General features: G+C 70.4%; 22 protein-coding genes. 6 read left to right on the top strand and 16 right to left on the bottom strand.

What is annotated here, in order from left to right; translation table 11 throughout:
- Window positions 1-26 precede the first annotated feature (26 nt).
- The 5 genes from ABZ911_RS23670 to clpS form a co-directional block, all read right to left on the bottom strand.
- The gene (locus ABZ911_RS23670) at window positions 27-974 is read right to left on the bottom strand and encodes a cysteine synthase (protein ID WP_358059583.1); all 948 of its coding nucleotides are present in this window, start codon (window positions 972-974) and stop codon (window positions 27-29) included.
- A gap of 2 nt (window positions 975-976) precedes the next feature.
- Window positions 977-1,255 (bottom strand): MoaD/ThiS family protein, encoded by a 279-nt coding sequence (locus ABZ911_RS23665; RefSeq protein WP_358059580.1) that lies wholly within the window; start codon window positions 1,253-1,255, stop codon window positions 977-979.
- Window positions 1,256-1,452: 197 nt separating this feature from the next.
- Window positions 1,453-1,857 (bottom strand): M67 family metallopeptidase, encoded by a 405-nt coding sequence (locus ABZ911_RS23660; RefSeq protein ID WP_358059577.1) that lies wholly within the window; start codon window positions 1,855-1,857, stop codon window positions 1,453-1,455.
- Between the two features lie 9 nt (window positions 1,858-1,866).
- Window positions 1,867-2,394 carry a DUF2017 domain-containing protein gene (locus ABZ911_RS23655; protein WP_358059575.1) on the bottom strand — a complete coding sequence of 176 codons (528 nt, stop codon included), beginning with the start codon at window positions 2,392-2,394 and terminating at the stop codon, window positions 1,867-1,869.
- A 7-nt stretch (window positions 2,395-2,401) separates the two neighbouring features.
- Window positions 2,402-2,695, bottom strand: a complete 294-nt coding sequence (gene clpS / locus ABZ911_RS23650) for an ATP-dependent Clp protease adapter ClpS (RefSeq protein WP_358059572.1) — start codon at window positions 2,693-2,695, stop codon at window positions 2,402-2,404.
- A 46-nt stretch (window positions 2,696-2,741) separates the two neighbouring features.
- Here clpS and ABZ911_RS23645 point away from each other — a divergent pair, with 46 nt between their 5' ends.
- Entirely contained in the window at window positions 2,742-4,028 is a 1,287-nt protein-coding gene (locus ABZ911_RS23645) for a nicotinate phosphoribosyltransferase (RefSeq protein ID WP_358059569.1), read from the top strand.
- Between the two features lie 15 nt (window positions 4,029-4,043).
- Window positions 4,044-4,613 (top strand): isochorismatase family protein, encoded by a 570-nt coding sequence (locus ABZ911_RS23640; protein ID WP_358059566.1) that lies wholly within the window; start codon window positions 4,044-4,046, stop codon window positions 4,611-4,613.
- Here ABZ911_RS23640 and ABZ911_RS23635 read toward each other — a convergent pair.
- Both ABZ911_RS23635 and ABZ911_RS23630 read right to left on the bottom strand, forming a co-directional pair.
- Window positions 4,567-5,058: a PIN domain-containing protein gene (locus ABZ911_RS23635; RefSeq protein ID WP_358059563.1), complete on the bottom strand. Its 492-nt coding sequence runs from the start codon at window positions 5,056-5,058 to the stop codon at window positions 4,567-4,569. The genes ABZ911_RS23640 and ABZ911_RS23635 overlap by 47 nt on opposite strands.
- A complete protein-coding gene (locus ABZ911_RS23630; RefSeq protein WP_358059560.1) occupies window positions 5,055-5,279 on the bottom strand; it encodes a hypothetical protein in 225 nt (74 codons plus the stop codon). Before ABZ911_RS23630 ends, ABZ911_RS23635 begins: the two co-directional genes overlap by 4 nt.
- 166 nt (window positions 5,280-5,445) lie before the next feature.
- On the opposite strand from ABZ911_RS23630, the gene ABZ911_RS23625 reads away from it, so the two are divergent.
- Window positions 5,446-5,958, top strand: coding sequence for a hypothetical protein (locus ABZ911_RS23625; protein ID WP_358059557.1), 513 nt, complete (start codon window positions 5,446-5,448; stop codon window positions 5,956-5,958).
- Here ABZ911_RS23625 and ABZ911_RS23620 read toward each other — a convergent pair.
- From ABZ911_RS23620 to ABZ911_RS23595, 6 genes are all read right to left on the bottom strand, one after another.
- A complete protein-coding gene (locus tag ABZ911_RS23620; protein WP_358059554.1) occupies window positions 5,927-7,675 on the bottom strand; it encodes a DEAD/DEAH box helicase in 1,749 nt (582 codons plus the stop codon). The two genes, ABZ911_RS23625 and ABZ911_RS23620, sit on opposite strands and share 32 nt — an antisense overlap.
- A 183-nt stretch (window positions 7,676-7,858) precedes the next feature.
- Entirely contained in the window at window positions 7,859-8,629 is a 771-nt protein-coding gene (locus ABZ911_RS23615) for a hypothetical protein (protein ID WP_358059551.1), read from the bottom strand.
- A 75-nt stretch (window positions 8,630-8,704) separates the two neighbouring features.
- Complete coding sequence (locus tag ABZ911_RS23610; protein WP_358059548.1) at window positions 8,705-10,108, bottom strand: MFS transporter; 1,404 nt, start codon at window positions 10,106-10,108, stop codon at window positions 8,705-8,707.
- A gap of 21 nt (window positions 10,109-10,129) precedes the next feature.
- Window positions 10,130-11,041: a zinc metalloprotease gene (locus ABZ911_RS23605; protein WP_358059545.1), complete on the bottom strand. Its 912-nt coding sequence runs from the start codon at window positions 11,039-11,041 to the stop codon at window positions 10,130-10,132.
- A gap of 77 nt (window positions 11,042-11,118) precedes the next feature.
- Window positions 11,119-11,379, bottom strand: a complete 261-nt coding sequence (locus ABZ911_RS23600; RefSeq protein WP_358059542.1) for a DUF3039 domain-containing protein — start codon at window positions 11,377-11,379, stop codon at window positions 11,119-11,121.
- A 101-nt stretch (window positions 11,380-11,480) separates the two neighbouring features.
- The gene (locus ABZ911_RS23595) at window positions 11,481-13,058 is read right to left on the bottom strand and encodes a DHA2 family efflux MFS transporter permease subunit (protein WP_358059539.1); all 1,578 of its coding nucleotides are present in this window, start codon (window positions 13,056-13,058) and stop codon (window positions 11,481-11,483) included.
- Window positions 13,059-13,217: 159 nt separating this feature from the next.
- On the opposite strand from ABZ911_RS23595, the gene ABZ911_RS23590 reads away from it, so the two are divergent.
- Window positions 13,218-13,835 (top strand): TetR family transcriptional regulator, encoded by a 618-nt coding sequence (locus ABZ911_RS23590; protein WP_358059536.1) that lies wholly within the window; start codon window positions 13,218-13,220, stop codon window positions 13,833-13,835.
- Here the strand turns inward: ABZ911_RS23590 and ABZ911_RS23585 are convergent.
- Window positions 13,832-14,410 carry a YqgE/AlgH family protein gene (locus ABZ911_RS23585; protein ID WP_358059533.1) on the bottom strand — a complete coding sequence of 193 codons (579 nt, stop codon included), beginning with the start codon at window positions 14,408-14,410 and terminating at the stop codon, window positions 13,832-13,834. The genes ABZ911_RS23590 and ABZ911_RS23585 overlap by 4 nt on opposite strands.
- 122 nt (window positions 14,411-14,532) lie before the next feature.
- On the opposite strand from ABZ911_RS23585, the gene ABZ911_RS23580 reads away from it, so the two are divergent.
- On the top strand, window positions 14,533-15,096 hold the full coding sequence (locus tag ABZ911_RS23580; RefSeq protein WP_358059530.1) for a hypothetical protein: 564 nt from the start codon (window positions 14,533-14,535) through the stop codon (window positions 15,094-15,096).
- 7 nt (window positions 15,097-15,103) lie between these two features.
- Here the strand turns inward: ABZ911_RS23580 and ABZ911_RS23575 are convergent, their stop codons facing one another.
- Window positions 15,104-15,727, bottom strand: coding sequence for a TetR/AcrR family transcriptional regulator (locus ABZ911_RS23575; RefSeq protein WP_358059527.1), 624 nt, complete (start codon window positions 15,725-15,727; stop codon window positions 15,104-15,106).
- A 70-nt stretch (window positions 15,728-15,797) separates the two neighbouring features.
- On the opposite strand from ABZ911_RS23575, the gene ABZ911_RS23570 reads away from it, so the two are divergent.
- Entirely contained in the window at window positions 15,798-17,201 is a 1,404-nt protein-coding gene (locus tag ABZ911_RS23570) for an MFS transporter (RefSeq protein ID WP_358059524.1), read from the top strand.
- Window positions 17,202-17,328: 127 nt separating this feature from the next.
- Here ABZ911_RS23570 and ABZ911_RS23565 read toward each other — a convergent pair whose 3' ends face one another.
- Window positions 17,329-18,738 carry an NAD-dependent malic enzyme gene (locus ABZ911_RS23565; protein ID WP_358059521.1) on the bottom strand — a complete coding sequence of 470 codons (1,410 nt, stop codon included), beginning with the start codon at window positions 18,736-18,738 and terminating at the stop codon, window positions 17,329-17,331.
- Between the last annotated feature and the right edge of the window lie 45 nt (window positions 18,739-18,783).

Below are 18,783 nucleotides of genomic sequence, written 5' to 3'. Positions count from 1 at the left end.
GGCGTACCCGGCCAGGAGGGCGGACGTCAGGCCCAGAGCTGGCCTTCGAGGCGTTCCTCCGCCTCGTCGAGGGTGCCCTCGTAGGCGCCTGTCGAGAGGTACTTCCAGCCGCCGTCGGCGACCACGAACACGATGTCGGCGCGTTCGCCCGCCTTGACCGCCTTGGTCGCCATGCCGAGGGCGGCGTGCAGGGCGGCGCCCGTGGAGACGCCCGCGAAGATGCCCTCGGCGGCCAGCAGTTCGCGGGTGCGACGCAGGGCATCGGCTGAGCCGACCGAGAAGCGGGTGGTCAGCACCGACTCGTCGTACAGCTCGGGGATGAAGCCCTCGTCGACGTTGCGCAGGCCGTACACCAGCTCGCCGTAGCGGGGCTCGGCGGCCACGATGCGCACGCCGGGGACGTGTTCGCGCAGGTAGCGGCCGACGCCCATGAGGGTGCCCGTGGTGCCGAGGCCGGCGACGAAGTGGGTCACGGTCGGCAGGTCCTCGAGGATCTCGGGGCCGGTCGACTCGTAGTGGGAGCGCCAGTTGGCCGGGTTGCCGTACTGGTAGAGCATGATCCACGAAGGGTTCTCCGCGGCCAGGCCCTTGGCGACCCTGACGGCCTCGTTCGAGCCGCCGGCCGCGGGCGAGGAGATGATCTCCGCGCCCCACATCCGCAGGAGCTGCCGACGCTCCTCGGAGGTGTTCTCCGGCATCACGCAGATCAGCTTGTAGCCCTTGAGCCTGGCCGACATGGCCAGCGAGATGCCGGTGTTGCCGGAGGTCGGCTCCAGGATCGTGCAGCCGGGCGAGAGCAGGCCGTCCTTCTCCGCCTGCTCGATCATCCACAGCGCAGGCCGGTCCTTGATCGACCCGGTGGGGTTGCGGTCCTCCAGCTTGGCCCAGACGCGCACCTCGTCGGAGGGCGAGAGCCGGGGCAGGCCCACGAGGGGGGTACGGCCCACCGAGTGGATCAGCGAGTCGAAGCGCATGGCTAGCGCATGCCTCCGGCCACGGCCGGAAGGACCGTGACCGTGTCGCCGTCGGCGACCGGGGTGCCGAGACCGCCCAGGAAGCGGACGTCCTCGTCGTTGAGGTACACGTTCACGAAGCGGCGCAGCGCGCCCTTGTCGACCAGGCGCTCCTTGATGCCCGGGTGCCGGGCCTCCAGGTTGCTGATCAGCTCGTCGAGCGTGGCGCCCTCGGCGTCGACGGCCTTGGCGCCGTCGGTGTAGGTGCGCAGGATGGTCGGAATGCGAACCTCGATGGCCATCGCGGTCAGTCTCCTCAAGTCATGTCGTCCGAGCCCCACCGGGGAACACCGGCGGGTGTGAAGCGATTCCTGTGCCGTCGCTCAGCGACAGTCGTAGACGACGACAGACGGGGTGTGCGCGAAGAGGAAGCTCTGCACAGGCCGGACCGACATGGGACCAAGCTTACCGAAGGCGCGAATCGCCCGGACCTTCCGTCTCACGTGATGGTCACCTGCTCCTCGGTGATGACGCCGTCGAGGATGCGGTACGAACGGAACTCGGCCTCGTCCTCGACGCGGGTGGAGACCAGCACGTAGTGGGCGTTCGGCTCGGAGGCGTAGGAGACGTCGGTGCGCGAGGGGTAGGCCTCGGTGGCCGTGTGCGAGTGGTAGATCACGACCGGCTCCTCGTCGCGGTCGTCCATCTCCCGCCACACCCGCAACTGCTCAAGGGAGTCGAAGCGGTAGAAGGTGGGGGAGCGCTCGGCGTTCTCCATCGGGATGAAGCGTTCAGGCCGGTCTGAACCGATCGGACCGGCGATCACTCCGCACGCCTCGTCGGGGTGGTCGGCCCGCGCGTGGGCGGTGATCTTGTCGACAAGATCCTGCGAGATCGTCAGCATGCCTGGAAGCTACCAAAGGGCGCGTACCAGGGTGTCCTGCAGGTAGGTGAGCCAGTCGTAGGTCACGAAGACGGGGTAGCGCGGGTCGTCCTTGGACATGTTCGCGATCTCGTCGTGCACGTCCTCGGTCACGCCGAGGTCGGTGCCGAGCGCCAGCCGTACGTCGTTGAGTGAGCGCAGCCACGCCTGGGCCTGCTCGGCGGTGAGCTCGCTGCGGCCCGCGCGGGCGGTGTCGAGCATGGTCTGCGCGTCGGCCCGCTTGGCGTCGCGCAGCGTCGCCTCGGTGTAGCGGCGGAACTCGGCCGACTGCTCCTCGTTGTCGCGGTAGGCGGACGGGAAGAGCCTGGCCAGCACCGGATCGGAGGGCACCTCGGTGGAGCCGATGCCCAGTGCGCGCTCCAGCGGGTCGTCGCCGGTCTCCCCCGGCGAGACCAAGCCGAGGATCATCGCGACGAGCGAGCGCAGCAGCGACACCTCGGTCGGCTCGAACTCCGCGATGACGCCGCCGCCACCACGGGACCTGAATCCAGAGCTCACAGGTGCCTCACTTGAGCGAGTCCGACTGGAGGGTCGCCCACAGGCCGTAGGAGTGGAGAATCTGCACATCCCGTTCCATCTCTTCACGTGTGCCGCTGGAGACGACGGCCCTGCCCTTCTGGTGCACGTCCATCATCAGCTTCTCGGCCTTCTCCCTGGAGTAACCGAACACCGTCTGGAAGACATAGGTCACGTAGGACATCAGGTTGACCGGGTCGTTCCAGACGATCGTCACCCATGGCAGATCGGGCCGGACGTCCGTTGAAGGACGCTCGACGGTGATTGGAGCGGTGCTACCCACATCCCCTATCCTGCCCTACCTCGGCCGTAAGCTTCGAGTCGTGAGAATGACCATGAGCACTGCGTTGCTCACAGATCACTATGAGCTGACGATGTTGCAGGCGGGGTTGCGCAGCGGAGCCGCCCGACGACAAGCCGTGTTCGAAGTCTTCGCCCGCCATCTGCCCGGTGGGCGGCGGTATGGGGTGGTTGCCGGCACCGGTCGGGTGCTGGACGAGCTGGAACGCTTCCGCTTCGGTGAGGAGGAACTCACCTATCTACGCGAGAACCAGGTCGTGGACGCTCCGACTCTGGAGTTTCTCGCCGATTTCCGCTTTTCCGGGAACGTGTACGGCTATGCCGAGGGCGACACCTACTTCCCCGCCTCCCCCATCATGGTGGTGGAGGGCACGTTCGCCGAGGCCGTACTGCTGGAGACGCTGATCCTGTCGATCCTGAACCATGACTGCGCGATCGCCTCGGCCGCCTCCCGGATGGTCAACGCGGCGGGCACCAGGCCGATCATCGAGATGGGCTCGCGCCGTACCCACGAGTGGGCCGCCGTCGCGGCCGCCCGCGCCGCCTACATCGCCGGGTTCGCCTCGACCTCCAACCTCATGGCCGGCCACCGGTACGGCGTGCCGACCGCGGGCACCGCCGCCCACTCCTTCATCCTCCTGCACGACTCCGAGCAGGCCGCGTTCGAGGCCCAGGTCGCCTCCCTCGGCGAGACCACCACCCTGCTCGTCGACACCTACGACGTGCCCGCGGCCGTCCGCACCGCCGTGGAGCTGGCCGGCGGCGGGCTCGGCGCGGTCCGCATCGACTCCGGCGACCTGGCCGCCGCCGCGCAGGCGGTACGCGAGCAGCTCGACGCGCTCGGCGCCTTCAGCACCCGCATCCTGGTCACCTCCGACCTGGACGAGTACGCCATCGCCGCCCTGGCCGCCGCCCCCGTGGACGCCTACGGCGTCGGCACCTCCCTGGTCACCGGCTCGGGCGTGCCCACGGCCGCGCTGGTCTACAAGCTGGTGGCCCGCGAGGACGCCACCGGCACCATGCGGCCGGTCGCCAAGCGGTCGGTCGGCAAGCCCAGCAGGGGTGGGCGCAAGCGGGCCTTCCGCATGCTGGACGAGGCCGGCGCGTACGCCGACACCGAGCTGATCACTATTTCGGGGGACGCTCCGGACGGCGGCGTCCCGCTGCTGCGCGAGCTGGTCAGGGACGGCGCGGTGGTCGGCAGGGAGCCGCTGACCGCCGCCCGCGACCGGCACCGCGAAGCGGTCGCGCTGCTGCCCCAGGACGCGCTGCACCTTGGCAGGGGGTACGCGGCGATTCCCACCGAGTTCGCCTGACGTATCGTCGGTGGTGTGACCACCGCATTGATCATCGCGGACGTGCAGAACGACTTCTGCGAGGGCGGCAGCCTGGCCGTGAACGGCGGCTCCGAGGTGGCCGGGGCGATCACCCGGTACCTGGCCGACCATGGTTATGACCACGTGGTCGCCACCCGCGACTACCACGTGGACCCCGGGGCCCACTTCGCCGACGCACCCGACTACGTCGACACCTGGCCGCCGCACTGCGTCGCGGGCACGCCCGGGGCCGACTTCCATCCCGCGCTGGACGTGGCGGCGGTGGAGGAGGTCTTCAGCAAGGGGGCGCAGTCGGCGGCCTACAGCGGCTTCGAGGGGATGTCCGGGGACGACGAGTCGCTGGCCTCGTGGCTGATCGCGCGCGAGGTGCACGCGGTGGACGTGGTGGGCCTCACCACCGACCACTGCGTGCGGGCCACCGCGCTGGACGCGCTCCAGCACGGCCTCGCCGTACGCGTGCTGCTCGACCTCACCGCCGGCGTCGCCCGCCACACCACGGACGCGGCCCTCACCGAACTCACCACCGCGGGCGCCACCCTGGAGGGCACCCCCATCGTCCGCTGACGCCCCCCAGGGTCCCCACCTCAAGCCGCGTCGGCGGGCAACACGGTGAACGCGTCCCCCAGAGCGGCTTCATCGCCCTGAAGTGCCGCTGATCGAGCGTGAGCACCTGCGTGGTACGGCTGCGCCCCGCGGCGACCACCACCGACGCGTCCGCCAGGCCGATGTCGAAGCTCCGATACTTGTCGATCAGCCGGACGGCATCCGTGATCGCCGCCTGCTCGAAGGGCATCAGCATGTAGACGCCGTCGCTGACGTCCTGGAGCGCCGTCAGCTCCGCGTCCACGCCCACGCGCCTGCACAGCAGGTAGTCGAGTTCGGCCAGGACGAAGGGTGAGAGAAGCAGCGGCTCGTCGCTCCGCGTTCTCAGCACGCGCATGACGGCCTCGTGTTCCGGCTGCGAACGGTCGTAGGCGGCCAGCAGGGCGCTGGTGTCCAGGACGATCATCGCTCGCCGAATCCTTCGGCGAGGATCTCGTCGGCGCGGGCAGCCAGCGTCGGATCGCCGCTGGCGATGCTTCCCCAGCGTGGTCGCGGGCGCTCGCCGACGGCCTCTTCGCCGACGACGCGCTCGATCGCTCCGCGCATGTAGTCGTCCTCGGACAGCCCGTGCAGCCGGGCCGCGCGCGCGACCCGATCCTTCAGGTCCTCGGGTAGGTACAGACTCACTTCCGGCACTCCTCCACAGTAACCCCGCCCTTCCTCGGCGGCACTGATCACGAAGAGTACACACGGCGCAACGCTATGGTCATGTGGTATTCAAGACGATGAGAACTCTCCGTCCCTCGATTACTACGGAGAGCAAGACGTCTCCGTATCCGTATGAGGTCCTTTCATGCTCGCCTTCGCTCTTGGACTGACCTGGCTGGTGCTGGCTCCGGTGTGCCTGTGGCTCCTGGTCCGCGGCCGTAACCCGGCCCGCGCCGGTGCCGTGCTCGCGCTCGCCGCCCTGGAGGTCGCCACGGTCGTGGGCGTGCCCGACGAGGCCATGGTGGTCGCTTACGATGTGCCGCCGCAGCCTGTGGCCGTGTGCGCGGAGCGGATGCCCGTGCCGCGTCAGGCGAGTCTGGCGCCGGGCCGCCTGGTGCTGTCGTGGCCCGCCGCGGCCGACGAGTGCGGCACCGCCTCGGTGGTGCTGCGGGAGCGGGGCCGCACGGTGCGGGTCTGGGTGCACGAGGGGCCGCTGCGCGGCCACCACGAGGGGGTGGTGACGGTGCCGGTGCGGGTCGCGCACGGCACCGCCTCGCTGAGCGTGCCCGTCACGACCCCCGCGAGCCGACCGGCCGACGGCCGCAGCGGCAGGCGGATCAAGCTCGTCAGCGGGACCGCTGAGTCGCCCACTTCCTGATCATGTCGATGCGCTCCTGCACCTGCTCGGCGCTGGCCTGCGCGATGGGCGGGCCGCCGCAGGCGCGGCGCAGCTCGGAGTGGATGACGCCGTGCGGCTGCCCGGTGCGGTGGTTCCAGGCGCCGACCAGCCCGTTGAGCTCCTTGCGCAGCTCGGCCATCTGCTCGTGCGGGGCCAGCGTGGGCTCCGGCTTGGGCGCCTTGCGCTTGGCCGCCTGCTGGTCGGACTGGCGCTTGCGCAGCAGCGAGGCCACCTGGTCGGGCTCCAGCAGGCCGGGCAGGCCGAGGAAGTCCTCCTCCTCGGCGGAGCCGACCTCGGCCCCGGTGCCGAACTCGCCCCCGTCGAACAGCACCCGGTCGAAGGTGGCCGACGTCTCCATCGTCTCGAAGGGCAGCTCGTCGCCCAGGACGTCGGGGCTGTCCTTCCTGCGGTTGGCGTCGTCGAGCAGGCTGTCGTCGAGGCCGTCCTCGGGCGGCTTGCGGTTGAGGACGTGGTCGCGCTCCAGCTCCATCTCGTTGGCCAGCCCCATGAGGGTCGGCACGGACGGCAGGAACACCGAGGCCATCTCGCCGCGCTTGCGGGCCCGGACGAAGCGGCCGACCGCCTGGGCGAAGAACAGCGGCGTCGAGGTGGAGGTGGCGTAGACGCCGACGCAGAGGCGCGGGATGTCCACGCCCTCGGACACCATGCGCACCGCGATCAGCCAGCGGTCCTCGGAGGCGGCGAACGCCTTGATCTTCTTGGACGCGCCCGGGTCGTCGGAGAGCACGACGGTGGCGCCCTCGCCGGAGATGGCGCGCAGGTGGCGGGCGTAGGCGCGGGCGGTCTCGTGGTCGGTGGCGATGACCAGGCCGCCCGCGTCGGGCACGCCTCGGCGCACCTCGGTGAGGCGGCGGTCGGCGGCCTGCATCACCTGGCGGATCCAGTCGCCCTTGGGGTCGAGCGCGGCGCGCCAGGCCTGGGAGAGCTGGTCCTTGGTCAGCGGGGTGCCGAGCGTGGCGGCGATCTCGTCGCCGGCCTTGGTGCGCCACTTCATCTCGCCGGAGTAGGCCAGGAATATCACCGGGCGCACGACACCGTCGGCCAGGGCGGGCCCGTAGCCGTAGGAGTAGTCGGAGACGCTGCGCTTGAGGCCCTCGCCGTCCTCGGCGTACTCCACGAAGGGGATGGGGCTGTCGTCGGAGCGGAAGGGGGTGCCGGTGAGCTGCAGGCGTCTGGTGGCGGGCTCGAACGCCTCGCGGATGCCGTCGCCCCATGACTTGGCGTCGCCGGCGTGATGCACCTCGTCGAAGATGATCAGCGTCTTGCGCGCCTCGGTGCGCGCCCGGTGCAGGGCGGGGTGCATGGCGACCTGGGCGTACGTCACCGCGACGCCGGTGTAGTCGCGGGAGGTGGTGCCCTGGCTGTTCTTGAACTCGGGGTCGATGCCGATGCCCACCCGCGCCGCTGCGTCGGCCCACTGGCGCTTGAGGTGCTCGGTCGGGGTGACGATCGTGATCGCCCTGATGACCCCGTTGGACAGCAGTTCGCTGGCGATGCGCAGGGCGTAGGTGGTCTTGCCCGCGCCGGGCGTGGCCACGGTGAGGAAGTCTCGCGGCTCGTGCCGGAAGTAGAGGTCGAAGGCCTCCTGCTGCCAGGCCCTGAGCTTGGGCGCGGTGCCCCAGGCGGCTCGGTCGGGGTAGGAGGGCGACAGGTGCGACGCGGCGAATGTGCTCACTTCGCCTCCTCGCTCCGCTCGTCGGTCCGTGCGCCCCTGCGGCTCTGCCCGTCGGTTCGTTCGCTTCGCTCTCTCACAGTGTTACGAGGGTAATCTGCGGCACTGACAAGACGTGCCGTACACCGAGGATCCTGGCCAAGCTCACCCCTGCGTGCTATTGGATGCCGTACGGCTTTCGCGGCCTCACCGCACGCTCGCCATCACGGCGTCCAATGCCCGCCTGCGTGCGGTTTCGTCAGGTTGGGCCACTCCGACGAGCAGCACGCTCCGCCCGCCCCGAGTGAGCAGCATCACCCGAAGATACGCCGGCCGGTTGACCACGTCCTTGTAGTCCGCGCGTAGCGAACGGCTGTGCCCGGCGAGCGGCCCAACCGTGACCGTCTTGTCCTCCACGGTGGTCACGGTGTCGCCGTTCAGCAGCAGCCGGGAGTACAGCTCGGCGGCCTCCGAGGTCGCCCTGCCCAGGTCGGCGGGCACGCCGGTGATCGGTCTGGCCATCACCAGCGCCTCTCGCCCCAGCCTGGCGGCCGAGGTGAAGCCGGTGGCGGGCGGCACGCCCTCCTCCCGCCAGCCGGGCGGCAGCGGGAACCCGATCCCGGCGGTCGCGTCGGTCAGCGTGCCGTCGTACGGCGCGGGTTCGGCCACCCGCAGGATGAGTGTGGCGAGCCCGGCCACCAGGCCGCCCGCCACGACGAAGGCGAGCAGTGCCGCGCCCCGCCGCCTCCACCGGCGCCCGCGGAGCCTGCGCGCCTTCCCGGGGTCGGCGGGCGCGCCGTAGAACCGGGCCGAGGGCGGCATCGACTCCCAGGGCAGCCGCTCCTCCTCCGCCCGGGAGGACTTCTCGGTGGTGCGCCTGAGCGTGGGATTCCACGGCGCGTCCGCGTCGTCGTCCCGCGAGGTACGGCGATGCCGAGGCTCCGAGCCCGGCGGCCACACCCGGTCGTCGTCCTCCATGCCCGTTGTCCTATCACTCCTCAGCACGGCGATCAGGTGAATCGTGGCCCCTGGGGCAGGAGGGGGAAATGAGTCTCAGGCTCTGGTGCGTACGGCGAGCACCGCGGCCGCGAGAGCGACGGCCCCCATGATCCCGGCGATCATCATGAATCCCGTGGAGATCTGCGCGGAGCTGTGCCCGATCACGTTGATCAGCGCGCCGCCGAGCCCGATGGCCAGGGCCGAGCCGAGCGTGTCCATGACCTGCAGGGCGGCCGAGTTCGCGCCCTGCTCGGCCTGCGGCGACTGCTTCAGCATGGTGACGCTCACGGTGGTCACGCCGATGCCCATGCCGAACCCGGCGATGATCCAGGCGGGCACCGCGATCCAGCCGGACACCCCGGGCAGCGCGGCGAGCAGGGTGCACAGCACGCCGACCGTCACCGCGCCCGCGCCCGCGCGCATCAGCTTCTCCGGCGCGATGTCCCGCTTGCTCTGCAGGTACGACCCGGTCGACCAGCCGAGCGCCCCGGTGGTGAGGGCGATGCCGGCGGCGCTCGGCCCGAAGTTCTGGACCTTGGTGAGGACGAGCGGGATGAAGGAGTTCACGCCGAAGAAGGCGGCCGAGAACATCCCGCGCATCATGATCGTGGTGGGCAGCCCGCGGCCGAACCTGAGCGCGCCCCTGGGCAGCAGCCTGGGCAGGCCGAGGCCGAGCAGCACGAGGCCGGCCACGGTGGCCACGAGGCCGCTGACGAGCGCGTTGTGCAGCCGGTCGACCCCGATGAGCAGCACTCCGGCGCCCGCGGCGGTGCCGGCGGCGGCGAGCGTCATGGCCACCGGCCGCGACCGCTCCCCCTTGGCCTGCCCCGCGTCCCCGGCGGCCTGCTCACCGTGGTCGGGGGTGCGAAGCGCAGGGAGCAGCATGATCAGGGCGGGGATGACGAGCGGGACGATGCCGTAGAAGACCCAGCGCCAGCCGACGGTGTCGGCGACCACGCCGGCGATGGCCGGTCCGACCATGGCGGGCAGTACCCAGGCGGCCGAGAGCGCGGCGAAGATCTTGGGACGGGCCTCGGGCACGTACACCCTGGCGATCATCACGTAGATGGCCACGATGGCGGCGCCGCCGCCCAGGCCCTGGATCGCCCGGGAGGCGATGAACAGTTCCTTGTTCACCGCGGCTCCGGCCAGCGCCATGCCGACGACGAACAGGCCCATGCCGAGCAGGAACGGCAGCGCGTGGCCCTTGCGGTCGGACCAGAGGCCGGCGATGACGTTGGCGAACAGGCCGGCGATGAGGAAGGCGGAGAAGCTCATGCCGTACAGGTCGAGGGCGTTCAGGTCGTCGGAGACGGCCGGCATGACGACGCCGACGGACATGCCCTCGAAGGCGACCAGCGTCACGCTGAGCAGGATGCCGAGGCTCGCGGTGCGGTACTCAGGACCGAAGATGCGAGGAGGTGCGTATGGAGTGTCGAGTATCTTCGGTGCTGTCACCCAAACATAGTAGTCGGGCGTCTATTTCTGGTTTCGCATGGATTCGCGGTAGGCCGTCCACATTTCATGCATCCTGGCCGCCTGACCTGGGGTGAACTCCGACATGCAGCGGTCGTGGGAGTAGTCCATGAAGTTGTGCACCGGGTCGAGGCCCGGCCCGGTGCAGGTGTCCTTACCCGTCGGGCAGCCCGCGGTCGGCCGGTCCTCGGGCGGGGTGTCGGCCACACCGTCGCCGGGCTCTTCGCAGCCGTTCTCGAAGGTGTGGAACAGGCCGAGCCAGTGCCCGATCTCGTGCACCGCCGTGTAGCCGCGGTCGAAGTTGCGCAGCGAGCCGCCCGGCAGGCTGCGCCAGTCGATGACCACACCGTCCAGCTTCGGGTTGACCGCGTACCAGTAGGGATAGGTGGAGTAGCCGAGGACGAGGTTGGTGAGCTGGCCGATGTACAGGTTGAGCGTCTCGGCTCCGCCGCGGCGCAGCTTGGTCTTCATCGCGGCCTCGTGCCCGAGCGGGTCGCTGAACCAGGTCGCGTTCCTGGTCGTGGTGATGCCGTCGAGCTGGAAGGTCACGTGGGTGTCGGCGCCGCCGCGGCGTCCGCCGTACGCCGCGTTGAGGGTGTCGATCTGGCTTCTGACCGACTGTTCCGACGCCTCGCGCCGACCGTCGCCGAGCACGTGCACCCAGGTGGGCACGACGATGTCGGCGTTGGGCACGGCCCTGCCCGCGATGCGCTGGGCCAGGTCGTACAGCATCTGCTCGGCCTGCCCATCCCCGAGCGGCCTGGGGTCCTGCCCGCCACGCCCGGAGCGCGCGCCGAAGGCGTGCCCCTGGTGGGCGCACGCGAAGCCGTCAGGCGTCGCGGAGGCGGATGTGGACGACAGTGGCCCGGCGGCAAGCAGGCATACCAAAGTGACGGCGGTCGCGCGCCGAGCCATGCAATCCCCCGATGTGGCATGAGCTGGTCAGTATCCCGACCGTAGCCCTACCGCGGGCGATCACCCGTGAGCAACACTCACTGTTTGTCGCCCGAATCGTCGCCGCCACCCTTGGGCAGACCCTGGTAGATCTCTTTGCACTCAGGGCAGACGGGATACTTCTTCGGATCGCGACTGGGCACCCACACCTTGCCGCACAGCGCGCGGATCGGAGTGCCCGTCACCATGCTCTCGGTGATCTTGTGCTTGTCGGCGTAGTGGGAGAACCGCTCGTGGTCTCCGTCGCCGTGCGAGAGCCGCGGGGTTGTTTCCTGCTCGGGAAGGATCTTCGTGCTCACCTGACGAGTCTATGCCCGCTCCCGGGTGGTCCCTCTCCCGCAGGTCCGGACAGCGGTACGGCTCCCGCCGGTGGCGGGAGCCGTACCAGGGAAGGGGAAGGTCAGCCCATGTGTACGGGGGCGCCCTCGGTCTTGCGGCCGGCCTTCACGAAGAGGGCCAGCACGGCGGTCAGGATCGCGATGCCCGTGCTCAGTTGGAAGGCCAGGTGCATGCCGTCCATGAAGGAGCTGTTCACGGCCGTGGTGATCATCTGAGTGACCTGCTCGGGCACGCCCGGCATGGGAGGAGTCATACCGAAGGTGGCGGCGGCCTCCAGACCCGGCAGCGCCCCCGGCGGGAGTGCCTGGGCGGCCGGGCCGAGGTGGCCCGGGAGCTGCTCGGCGACCTCGGCGGCCATCACGGCCCCCAGGATGGCCGTGCCCAGCGCGCCGCCGACCTGCATCGCGGACTGCTGCATGCCGCCCGCGACGCCGCTCAGTTCGAGGGGCGCGTTGCCGACGATGATCTCGGTGGCGCCGACGAAGACCGGCGACATGCCGAAGGCGAGCAGCACGAACGGGATGGCGCTGTCCACGAACGAGGCGTCGACCCCCAGCCTGGACATCAGGAACATGGCGACCGCGGTGATCAGCAGGCCGCTCGTGATGGTGATCCTCGGCCCGAGCTTGCCGATCAGCATGCCCGCCAGCGGCGAGGCGACGATCATGCCCGCGCTCATCGGCAGCATCCGCAGACCCGCGTCCAGCGGCGACAGGCCGTGCACGCCCTGGAAGAAGAAGCCCAGGAAGAACATCGCGCCGAACATCGCGAACGCGACCATCATCATCAGCACGGTGCCGATCGAGACCGACGCGTTCTTGAACAGCGACAGCGGCACCAGCGGCTGGCTGGCCTTGCCCTGCCAGAAGATGAACGCCGCGGTGAGCACCGCGAAGACGGCCAGGAAGCCGAGCGTCTTGGTGTCGCCCCAGCCCCACTCGGGGGCCTTGATGATCGACCAGACCAGCGAGAACATGGCGCCGGACAGCAGCACCACGCCCGGCCAGTCGACGCGGGAGAGCGTCTGCGCCTTGCTCTCCTTGATGATCCACAGGCCGATGCCCAGCGCCACGATGCCCACGGGAACGTTGATGAAGAAGACCGACTGCCAGCTCACGTTCTCGACCAGCAGGCCGCCGACGATCGGGCCGGCCGCGCTGGACAGACCGATGATGGCGCCCCAGGCCCCCATGGCGGCGTTCAGCCGCTCACCCGGGAAGGCGTTGCGCAGCAGGGCGAGGGCGGCGGGCTGCAGGAGAGCGCCGAACAGGCCCTGCAGGACGCGGAAGGCGATGAGCGCGCCCACCGAGCTGGTGAAACCGATCGCCAGCGAGGTGACCGCGAAGCCCGCGACACCGATCAGGAAGACGCGCTTGTGGCCGAAGAGGTCGCCGAACTTGCCCGCCGTGATCAGGAAGACGGCCAGCGCGAGCAGATAGCCGCTGGTCACCCACTGCAGGTCCGCCAGGGAGGCGCCCATCTCCTTGCCGATCACCGGGTTGGCGATGCCGACGACGGTGCCGTCGAGCATCACCATGATGACGCCGAGCGAGACCGCGAGCAGCGTCAGCCACGGATGAGCGCCGCCTTCGCTCGCAGCCGGCCTAGACGGCGGTTCCGCCGTCTTCAGGTGAGCCATGGAAGTCCCCCTTGATACGCACCGCCCCACGCCCGAGGCATGTGTCCCTAAAGTCGGGGAACAACTTATGTCAGTCCATGACAGATGACAAATGGTTTTATTAGGCACAGGCTGACTTATGTCACACTATGACAGCATGGTTACTAGGGAGTGACAGCTGTGGGTCTGCGTGAACGCAAGAAGGAGAAGACTCGGCTAGCGCTGATGGACGCGGCGCTGGACCTGTTCCTCGAACAAGGATACGAGACGACGACCATCGAACAGATAGCGGGGTCGGCCGACGTCTCCTCCCGTACCTTCTTCCGCTACTTCACCAGCAAGGAGCACCTCGTCCTGGGCCACCACGACGAGATACAGGCCATCCTCCTGGACACCCTGCGCCTGCGGCCCCCGGAGGAGCCTCCGTTCCAGGCCGTCTGCGCCGCTCTCCGGGCGGTGCTGCGCGAGGTCGAGCAGTCAACGCCCGAGGACCGCGAACGGTTCCTCAAAGGCCGCCGCCTCATGGAGGACAACCCCATGTTGATGGGCAAGGCCATCGGCAGGATGGCGGAGACGGAGCGACTGGCCGTGGACGAGGTGGCCCGCCGCCAGGGCAGCGACCCCCGGGTCGACCAGCTCCCGCACCTCGTCGTGGCCTTCGCCATGTCGGCCATGCGGATCGGGTACGAGTGCGAGCACCGCGACGTGGCCGACATGCGGGAGCTCACCGAACGCGTGGAGTCCGCGATCGCCCTCGCCGAGCGATGTCTGCGCCCCGGCTGGGACCTGACCGGCTAGTTCATCGTCGGATCGTCCGGATGGGTGGCGACGAAGGCCAGCTCGCCCGGCTGCCGCCGCAGCACTCGCCGCCACAGCGTCTCGGGCGCGTCGTGGAAGGTGTCACCGGCCTCCGAGTCGACGACGTACCAGGCGCCTTCGGCGATCTCGCCCTCCAGCTGGCCCGCCGACCAGCCCGCGTAGCCGGCGAAGATGCGCATCTGCGCGATCTCCCCCGCCAGGATCTCCGGCGGCGCGTCCAGGTCCACCGTGCCGAGCCGGGAGACCGCCGGGGTGCCCGCGTGCAGCCGCCGCCAGCCCAGCGGCTCCTCGCCGCTCGGCACCGCCGCGAGCGCCAGCGCGCTGTCGGTCTGTACGGGCCCGCCCTCGAACAGCACCGAGGGCCCGGTCACCAGGTTGTCCCAGACCGGCAGCACCTGCGTCACGGAGATCTCGCTGGGCCGGTTCAGGACCACGCCCAGGGTGCCGCCGTCGAGGTCGTGTTCGAGGATCAGCACGACGCTACGCCGGAAGTTGGGATCGTCGAGCACTGGCGTCGCCACCAGAAGCCCGCCGACGTAGATCGCCTCCGCCATGTCTCCATCATGATGGGTGAAGGGGTCATCCCGCGCCCCCGCCCCCAGGATGTTACATAGTGTGTGCATACGGGCACTGTAGGTAGCAGTTCATGTATCTTGCAGTGCTTCGGGAGTAACCCATGCCCACCGGAATCCGCCTCGCCCTGGTAGCGCTCGTCTTGTCGCTCAGCGCGATACCCCTCCCCGCGGCGGCCTCGGCGGAGCCGGAGGGTCCCGAGCGGATCGATGTGGACGTGGACCGCAAGGCGGGGTGCCCGCAGAGCACCGTGGCGGTCACCCTGTCCGCCGAGGAGGGCGGCGGCGAGCCGAGATTCACCATCTACCGGAACGGCGACCGCATCACCGACGGCGTGGTCAGCCCCGGCAAGACCAGGACCGAGCGGATCTACGTCAGGCCCGGACGCTCGGCCAGGATCAAGGTGACGATCTCCGGGCAGGGCACCTCGACGTTCACCACCAAGTCCACCTGCCGCGGCATGAAGGTCCACCGTGGCGCCCACCTGCCGCGCACGGGGCCGGCCACCGACCTGATGGCCAAACTGGCGACGGCGAGCGGGCTGCTCCTGACGGGCGGCATCATCTGGTGGTACGGATCCGTCTGGCCCCGCCGGACCCCCGCGGCCCCCATCACCGTCACCCGCTCCCCGACCGCCCGCCGCCGCTACCCCGATCTCGACCTCTGACCGGACGTCACCCGGCCGCCTCGGCGAACGCCCCGGCGCGGGCGGCGGCGAGGACTCGGGCCGCCGCCCGTTCGGCGTGCCTCTCGTCGACGGGTTCGCGGGTGACGACCAGGCGGTAGTACAGCGGGGCCGAGACCGCCCTGATCACCTCCGCGCCGTCGGTGCCGGCGGGCAGTTCCCCCCGCTCCACCGCCCGGTCGACGGCCGTCGCCCACTCCTTGACGCGCCGCAGATAGAAGGCGTTCAGCGCGTCGGCCGCCGCCGGGTCGCAGGTCGCGGCGGCGATGACCGCCTGCAGCGTGGCGCCCAGCCGCTGGTCGTTGATCGCGCCGAGCACGCTCATCGCGTTCGCCCGCAGATCTCCCTCGATGCTCCCGGTGTCGGCGTGCGGCGTCGACTGGTCGGCCAGTTCGACCATGAGATCGGTCACCAGCCCGCCGGGGTCGCGCCAGCGACGGTAGACGGTGGTCTTGCCCACGCCCGCCCGCGCGGCCACCCGGTCCATGGCCAGGCCGTGGAATCCCACGTCGACCAGCTCGTCCTGGGTGGCGTCGAGGACGGCCGCGCGCACTTTCGCGGTACGCCCGCCCGGCCGTACCCGGCCCGGTTTCAAATGGGTCTGTGGTTCCATTAAGGCCCTCCAGGGTGTTAGAGTCCTCATCATCTTAACGGAACCAGAAACCCATTAAGGGGATGGCTCGATGACCGCCCTGGACGAGCGCGTGTCCACCCGGATGACCACCCGGCAGAAGCTGATCCTGGTGCTGCTCCTCGGCTCCCAGTTCATGCTCGCCGTCGACTTCTCGATCCTGAACGTCGCCCTGCCGGTGATCGGCGAGGGCCTCGGATTCGCCCTGGCCGACCTGCAGTGGGTGGCCACCACGTTCGCCCTGGCCGCCGCCGGGCTGACACTGCTGTTCGGCAGGGTCGCCGACCTGTTCGGCCGCCGCCGCCTGTTCATCGCGGGCATGGCGCTGCTGGCCGTCTCCTCGCTGGCCGGCGGCCTGGCCACCTCCCCCTCGATGCTGCTGGTCGCCAGGGTCGCCCAAGGACTGGCCACCGCGATCGTCACGCCCGCCGGGCTGTCGCTGCTCACCACCTCCTTCCGCGAAGGCCCGTTGCGGGCCCGGGCGCTCGGGCTGAACGGCGCGCTCATGTCGGCCGGGTTCACCTCGGGCGCGGTGCTCGGCGGGCTGCTCACCGAGCTGCTGAGCTGGCGCTGGGCGTTCTTCGTCAATGTGCCCGTCGCGGCGGCCGTCCTGCTCGCCGCCCCGGTCCTGCTCGCGGAGAGCCGCCCGGACCGGCGGCCCAAGATGGACCTGCCCGGCGCGGTCACGGTGACGCTGGGCCTGCTCGCCCTCGTCTTCGGCCTCACCCGCGCCGGCGAGCACGGCTTCGCCGACACCGTGGCGCTCGGCTCGCTCGCGGCGGGCGCGGTGCTGCTGGTGGCGTTCTGGTTCGCCGAGCGGCGGGCGGACTCGCCGCTGGTCCCCGTGGCCATCCTCCAGCGGCCCAGCGTGAAGTGGGGCAATCTGAGCGGCCTGATCGCGTTCGCGACCGAGACCTCGCTGGTCTTCCTGATGACGCTCTACCTGCAGAAGGTGCTCGGCTACTCCGCGCTGGCCACCGGGCTGACCTTCGGCGTGCTCGGTCTCGGGACCGTCGTCGGCGGCGTGGTGGCCCCCCGCGTCCTCGCCCGGCTCGGAGACCGGCGGGCGCTGGTCGCCGGGTTCGCGGTGCAGGCCGGGGCCACCGCCTCGCTGGCCCTGCTGGGGGTCGCCTCCGGCTGGATCTGGTTGCTGCTCACGGCCACCTTCGTCGGCGGGGTGGGCAACATGATCGCCATCGTCGGCTTCATGGTCACCGCCACCTCGGGCCTGCCCGACTCCGAGCAGGGGCTGGCCACCGGCCTCGCCACGATGACCCAGCAGGTCGGCATCACGATGGGCATCCCGCTGATGAGCTCGGTCGTCACCGCCGCCATGGGCCACGCCTCCGGCACGGCGGCGGTGCTGCACGGAGTCGGCGTCGCCGTGCTGGTCAACGCGGCCATGGTGCTGCTCGGCGCCCTGCTCGCGGGACTCTTCCTCCGGCCGTCCCGCTGACCGGCTCGTTTGGCCGGGCGCCGTGACGGCGCCCGGCCACGTGCGCTGGAGGGGCGTGTTCCTGGAGGGACGCCGGCCCCGTGGCCGCGGTGGCGGGGTGGGGGCCTGCCGTACCGGAAGGTGGGGGTTACGCCTCGGTGAAGCCCCGCGCGCGACCGCCCGCGGACTCGCGGACGGCGGCCGCGACCGCGGTCGCGACGTCCGGGTGGAAGACGCTCGGGATGATGTAGTTGGGGCCCAGCTCCTCCGGGGTGACCACCGCGGCCAGCGCGCCCGCCGCGGCCAGCAGCATCTCCTGGGTGACGCCGCCCGCCTGCGCGTCCAGCAGGCCGCGGAACACGCCGGGGAAGGCCAGCACGTTGTTGATCTGGTTCGGGTAGTCGGAGCGGCCGGTGGCGACGACGGCGGCGTGCTCGCGGGCGTCGTCGGGCGAGACCTCGGGCTCCGGGTTGGCCAGCGCGAACACCACCGCGCCGTCGGCCATGGTGGCGATGTCGTCGCCGGTCAGGATGCCGGGCGCGGACACGCCCACGAACACGTCGGCGCCCTTGACCGCGCCGCGCAGGTCGCCGGAGTACCCCTCGGCGTTGGTGTGCTCGGCGATCCAGCGCAGCGAGTCGTCGAGGTCCTCGCGGCCCTGGTGAACGGCGCCGAGGTAGTCGCAGACGACCACGTTGCGGGCGCCGGCGGCCAGCAGCAGCCGGAGTACGGCGGTGCCGGCCGCGCCCGCGCCCGCCATGGTGATGCGCACGTCCTCGATGGGCTTCTCGACCACCCGCAGGGCGTTGGTCAGCGCGGCGAGCACGCAGATGGCGGTGCCGTGCTGGTCGTCGTGGAAGACCGGGATGTCGAGCAGCTCGCGCAGCCGGCGCTCGATCTCGAAGCAGCGCGGCGCGGAGATGTCCTCCAGGTTGATGCCGCCGAACCCGGGCGCGATCACCTGCACGGTGCGGACGATCTCGTCGACGTCCTGGGTGTCGAGGCAGATCGGCCACGCGTCGATGCCGGCGAAGCGCTTGAACAGCGCCGCCTTGCCTTCCATGACCGGCAGCGCCGCCTCGGGCCCGATGTTGCCCAGGCCGAGCACCGCCGAGCCGTCGGTGACCACGGCGACGGTGTTGCGCTTGATGGTCAGCCGGCGCGCGTCCTCCTTGTTGCGCGCGATGGCCATCGACACCCGCGCCACACCCGGGGTGTACGCCATGGACAGCTCGTCACGGTTGCGCAGCGGCACCTTCGACTTCATCTCGATCTTGCCGCCGAGGTGCATGAGGAAGGTGCGGTCGGAGACCTTGTGGATGACCACCTGGTCGACGGCCTCGAGCTGGTCGACGATGGCCTGGGCGTGGTCGGTGTCGCGAGCCGCGCAGGTCACGTCGATGCGGAGCTTCTCGTGGCCCGCGTTGGTGACGTCGAGAGCGGTGACCACACCACCCGCGGACTCGACGGCGTGGGTGAGCTGGCTGACGGCCTTGCCGCCAGCGGGGACCTCGAGTCGCACCGTGATGGAGTACGACACACTGGGGACGGTCGCCACGTCATCCGCTCCTTTTGCGCCTGACCAAGAGTGCCTTCCATGGTG

Origin of the sequence: Nonomuraea sp. NPDC046570 (assembly GCF_040645915.1) — a bacterium.
Taxonomy (GTDB): Bacteria; Actinomycetota; Actinomycetes; order Streptosporangiales; family Streptosporangiaceae; genus Nonomuraea.
This window is presented reverse-complemented; position numbering and strand designations above follow the sequence as displayed.

Bases quoted from the DNA above. Each gene is read 5' to 3' on its own strand.
- ABZ911_RS23645 (WP_358059569.1), top strand. From the start codon at position 2,742: ATGACCATGAGCACTGCGTTGCTCACAGATCACTATGAGCTGACGATG.
- ABZ911_RS23580 (WP_358059530.1), top strand. From the start codon at position 14,533: ATGCCCACCGGAATCCGCCTCGCCCTGGTAGCGCTCGTCTTGTCGCTC.
- ABZ911_RS23635 (WP_358059563.1), bottom strand. From the start codon at position 5,058: ATGATCGTCCTGGACACCAGCGCCCTGCTGGCCGCCTACGACCGTTCG.
- ABZ911_RS23605 (WP_358059545.1), bottom strand. From the start codon at position 11,041: ATGGCTCGGCGCGCGACCGCCGTCACTTTGGTATGCCTGCTTGCCGCC.
- ABZ911_RS23670 (WP_358059583.1), bottom strand. From the start codon at position 974: ATGCGCTTCGACTCGCTGATCCACTCGGTGGGCCGTACCCCCCTCGTG.
- ABZ911_RS23625 (WP_358059557.1), top strand. From the start codon at position 5,446: ATGCTCGCCTTCGCTCTTGGACTGACCTGGCTGGTGCTGGCTCCGGTG.
- ABZ911_RS23615 (WP_358059551.1), bottom strand. From the start codon at position 8,629: ATGGAGGACGACGACCGGGTGTGGCCGCCGGGCTCGGAGCCTCGGCAT.
- ABZ911_RS23595 (WP_358059539.1), bottom strand. From the start codon at position 13,058: ATGGCTCACCTGAAGACGGCGGAACCGCCGTCTAGGCCGGCTGCGAGC.
- ABZ911_RS23575 (WP_358059527.1), bottom strand. From the start codon at position 15,727: ATGGAACCACAGACCCATTTGAAACCGGGCCGGGTACGGCCGGGCGGG.
- ABZ911_RS23665 (WP_358059580.1), bottom strand. From the start codon at position 1,255: ATGGCCATCGAGGTTCGCATTCCGACCATCCTGCGCACCTACACCGAC.
- ABZ911_RS23570 (WP_358059524.1), top strand. From the start codon at position 15,798: ATGACCGCCCTGGACGAGCGCGTGTCCACCCGGATGACCACCCGGCAG.
- ABZ911_RS23585 (WP_358059533.1), bottom strand. From the start codon at position 14,410: ATGGCGGAGGCGATCTACGTCGGCGGGCTTCTGGTGGCGACGCCAGTG.
- ABZ911_RS23660 (WP_358059577.1), bottom strand. From the start codon at position 1,857: ATGCTGACGATCTCGCAGGATCTTGTCGACAAGATCACCGCCCACGCG.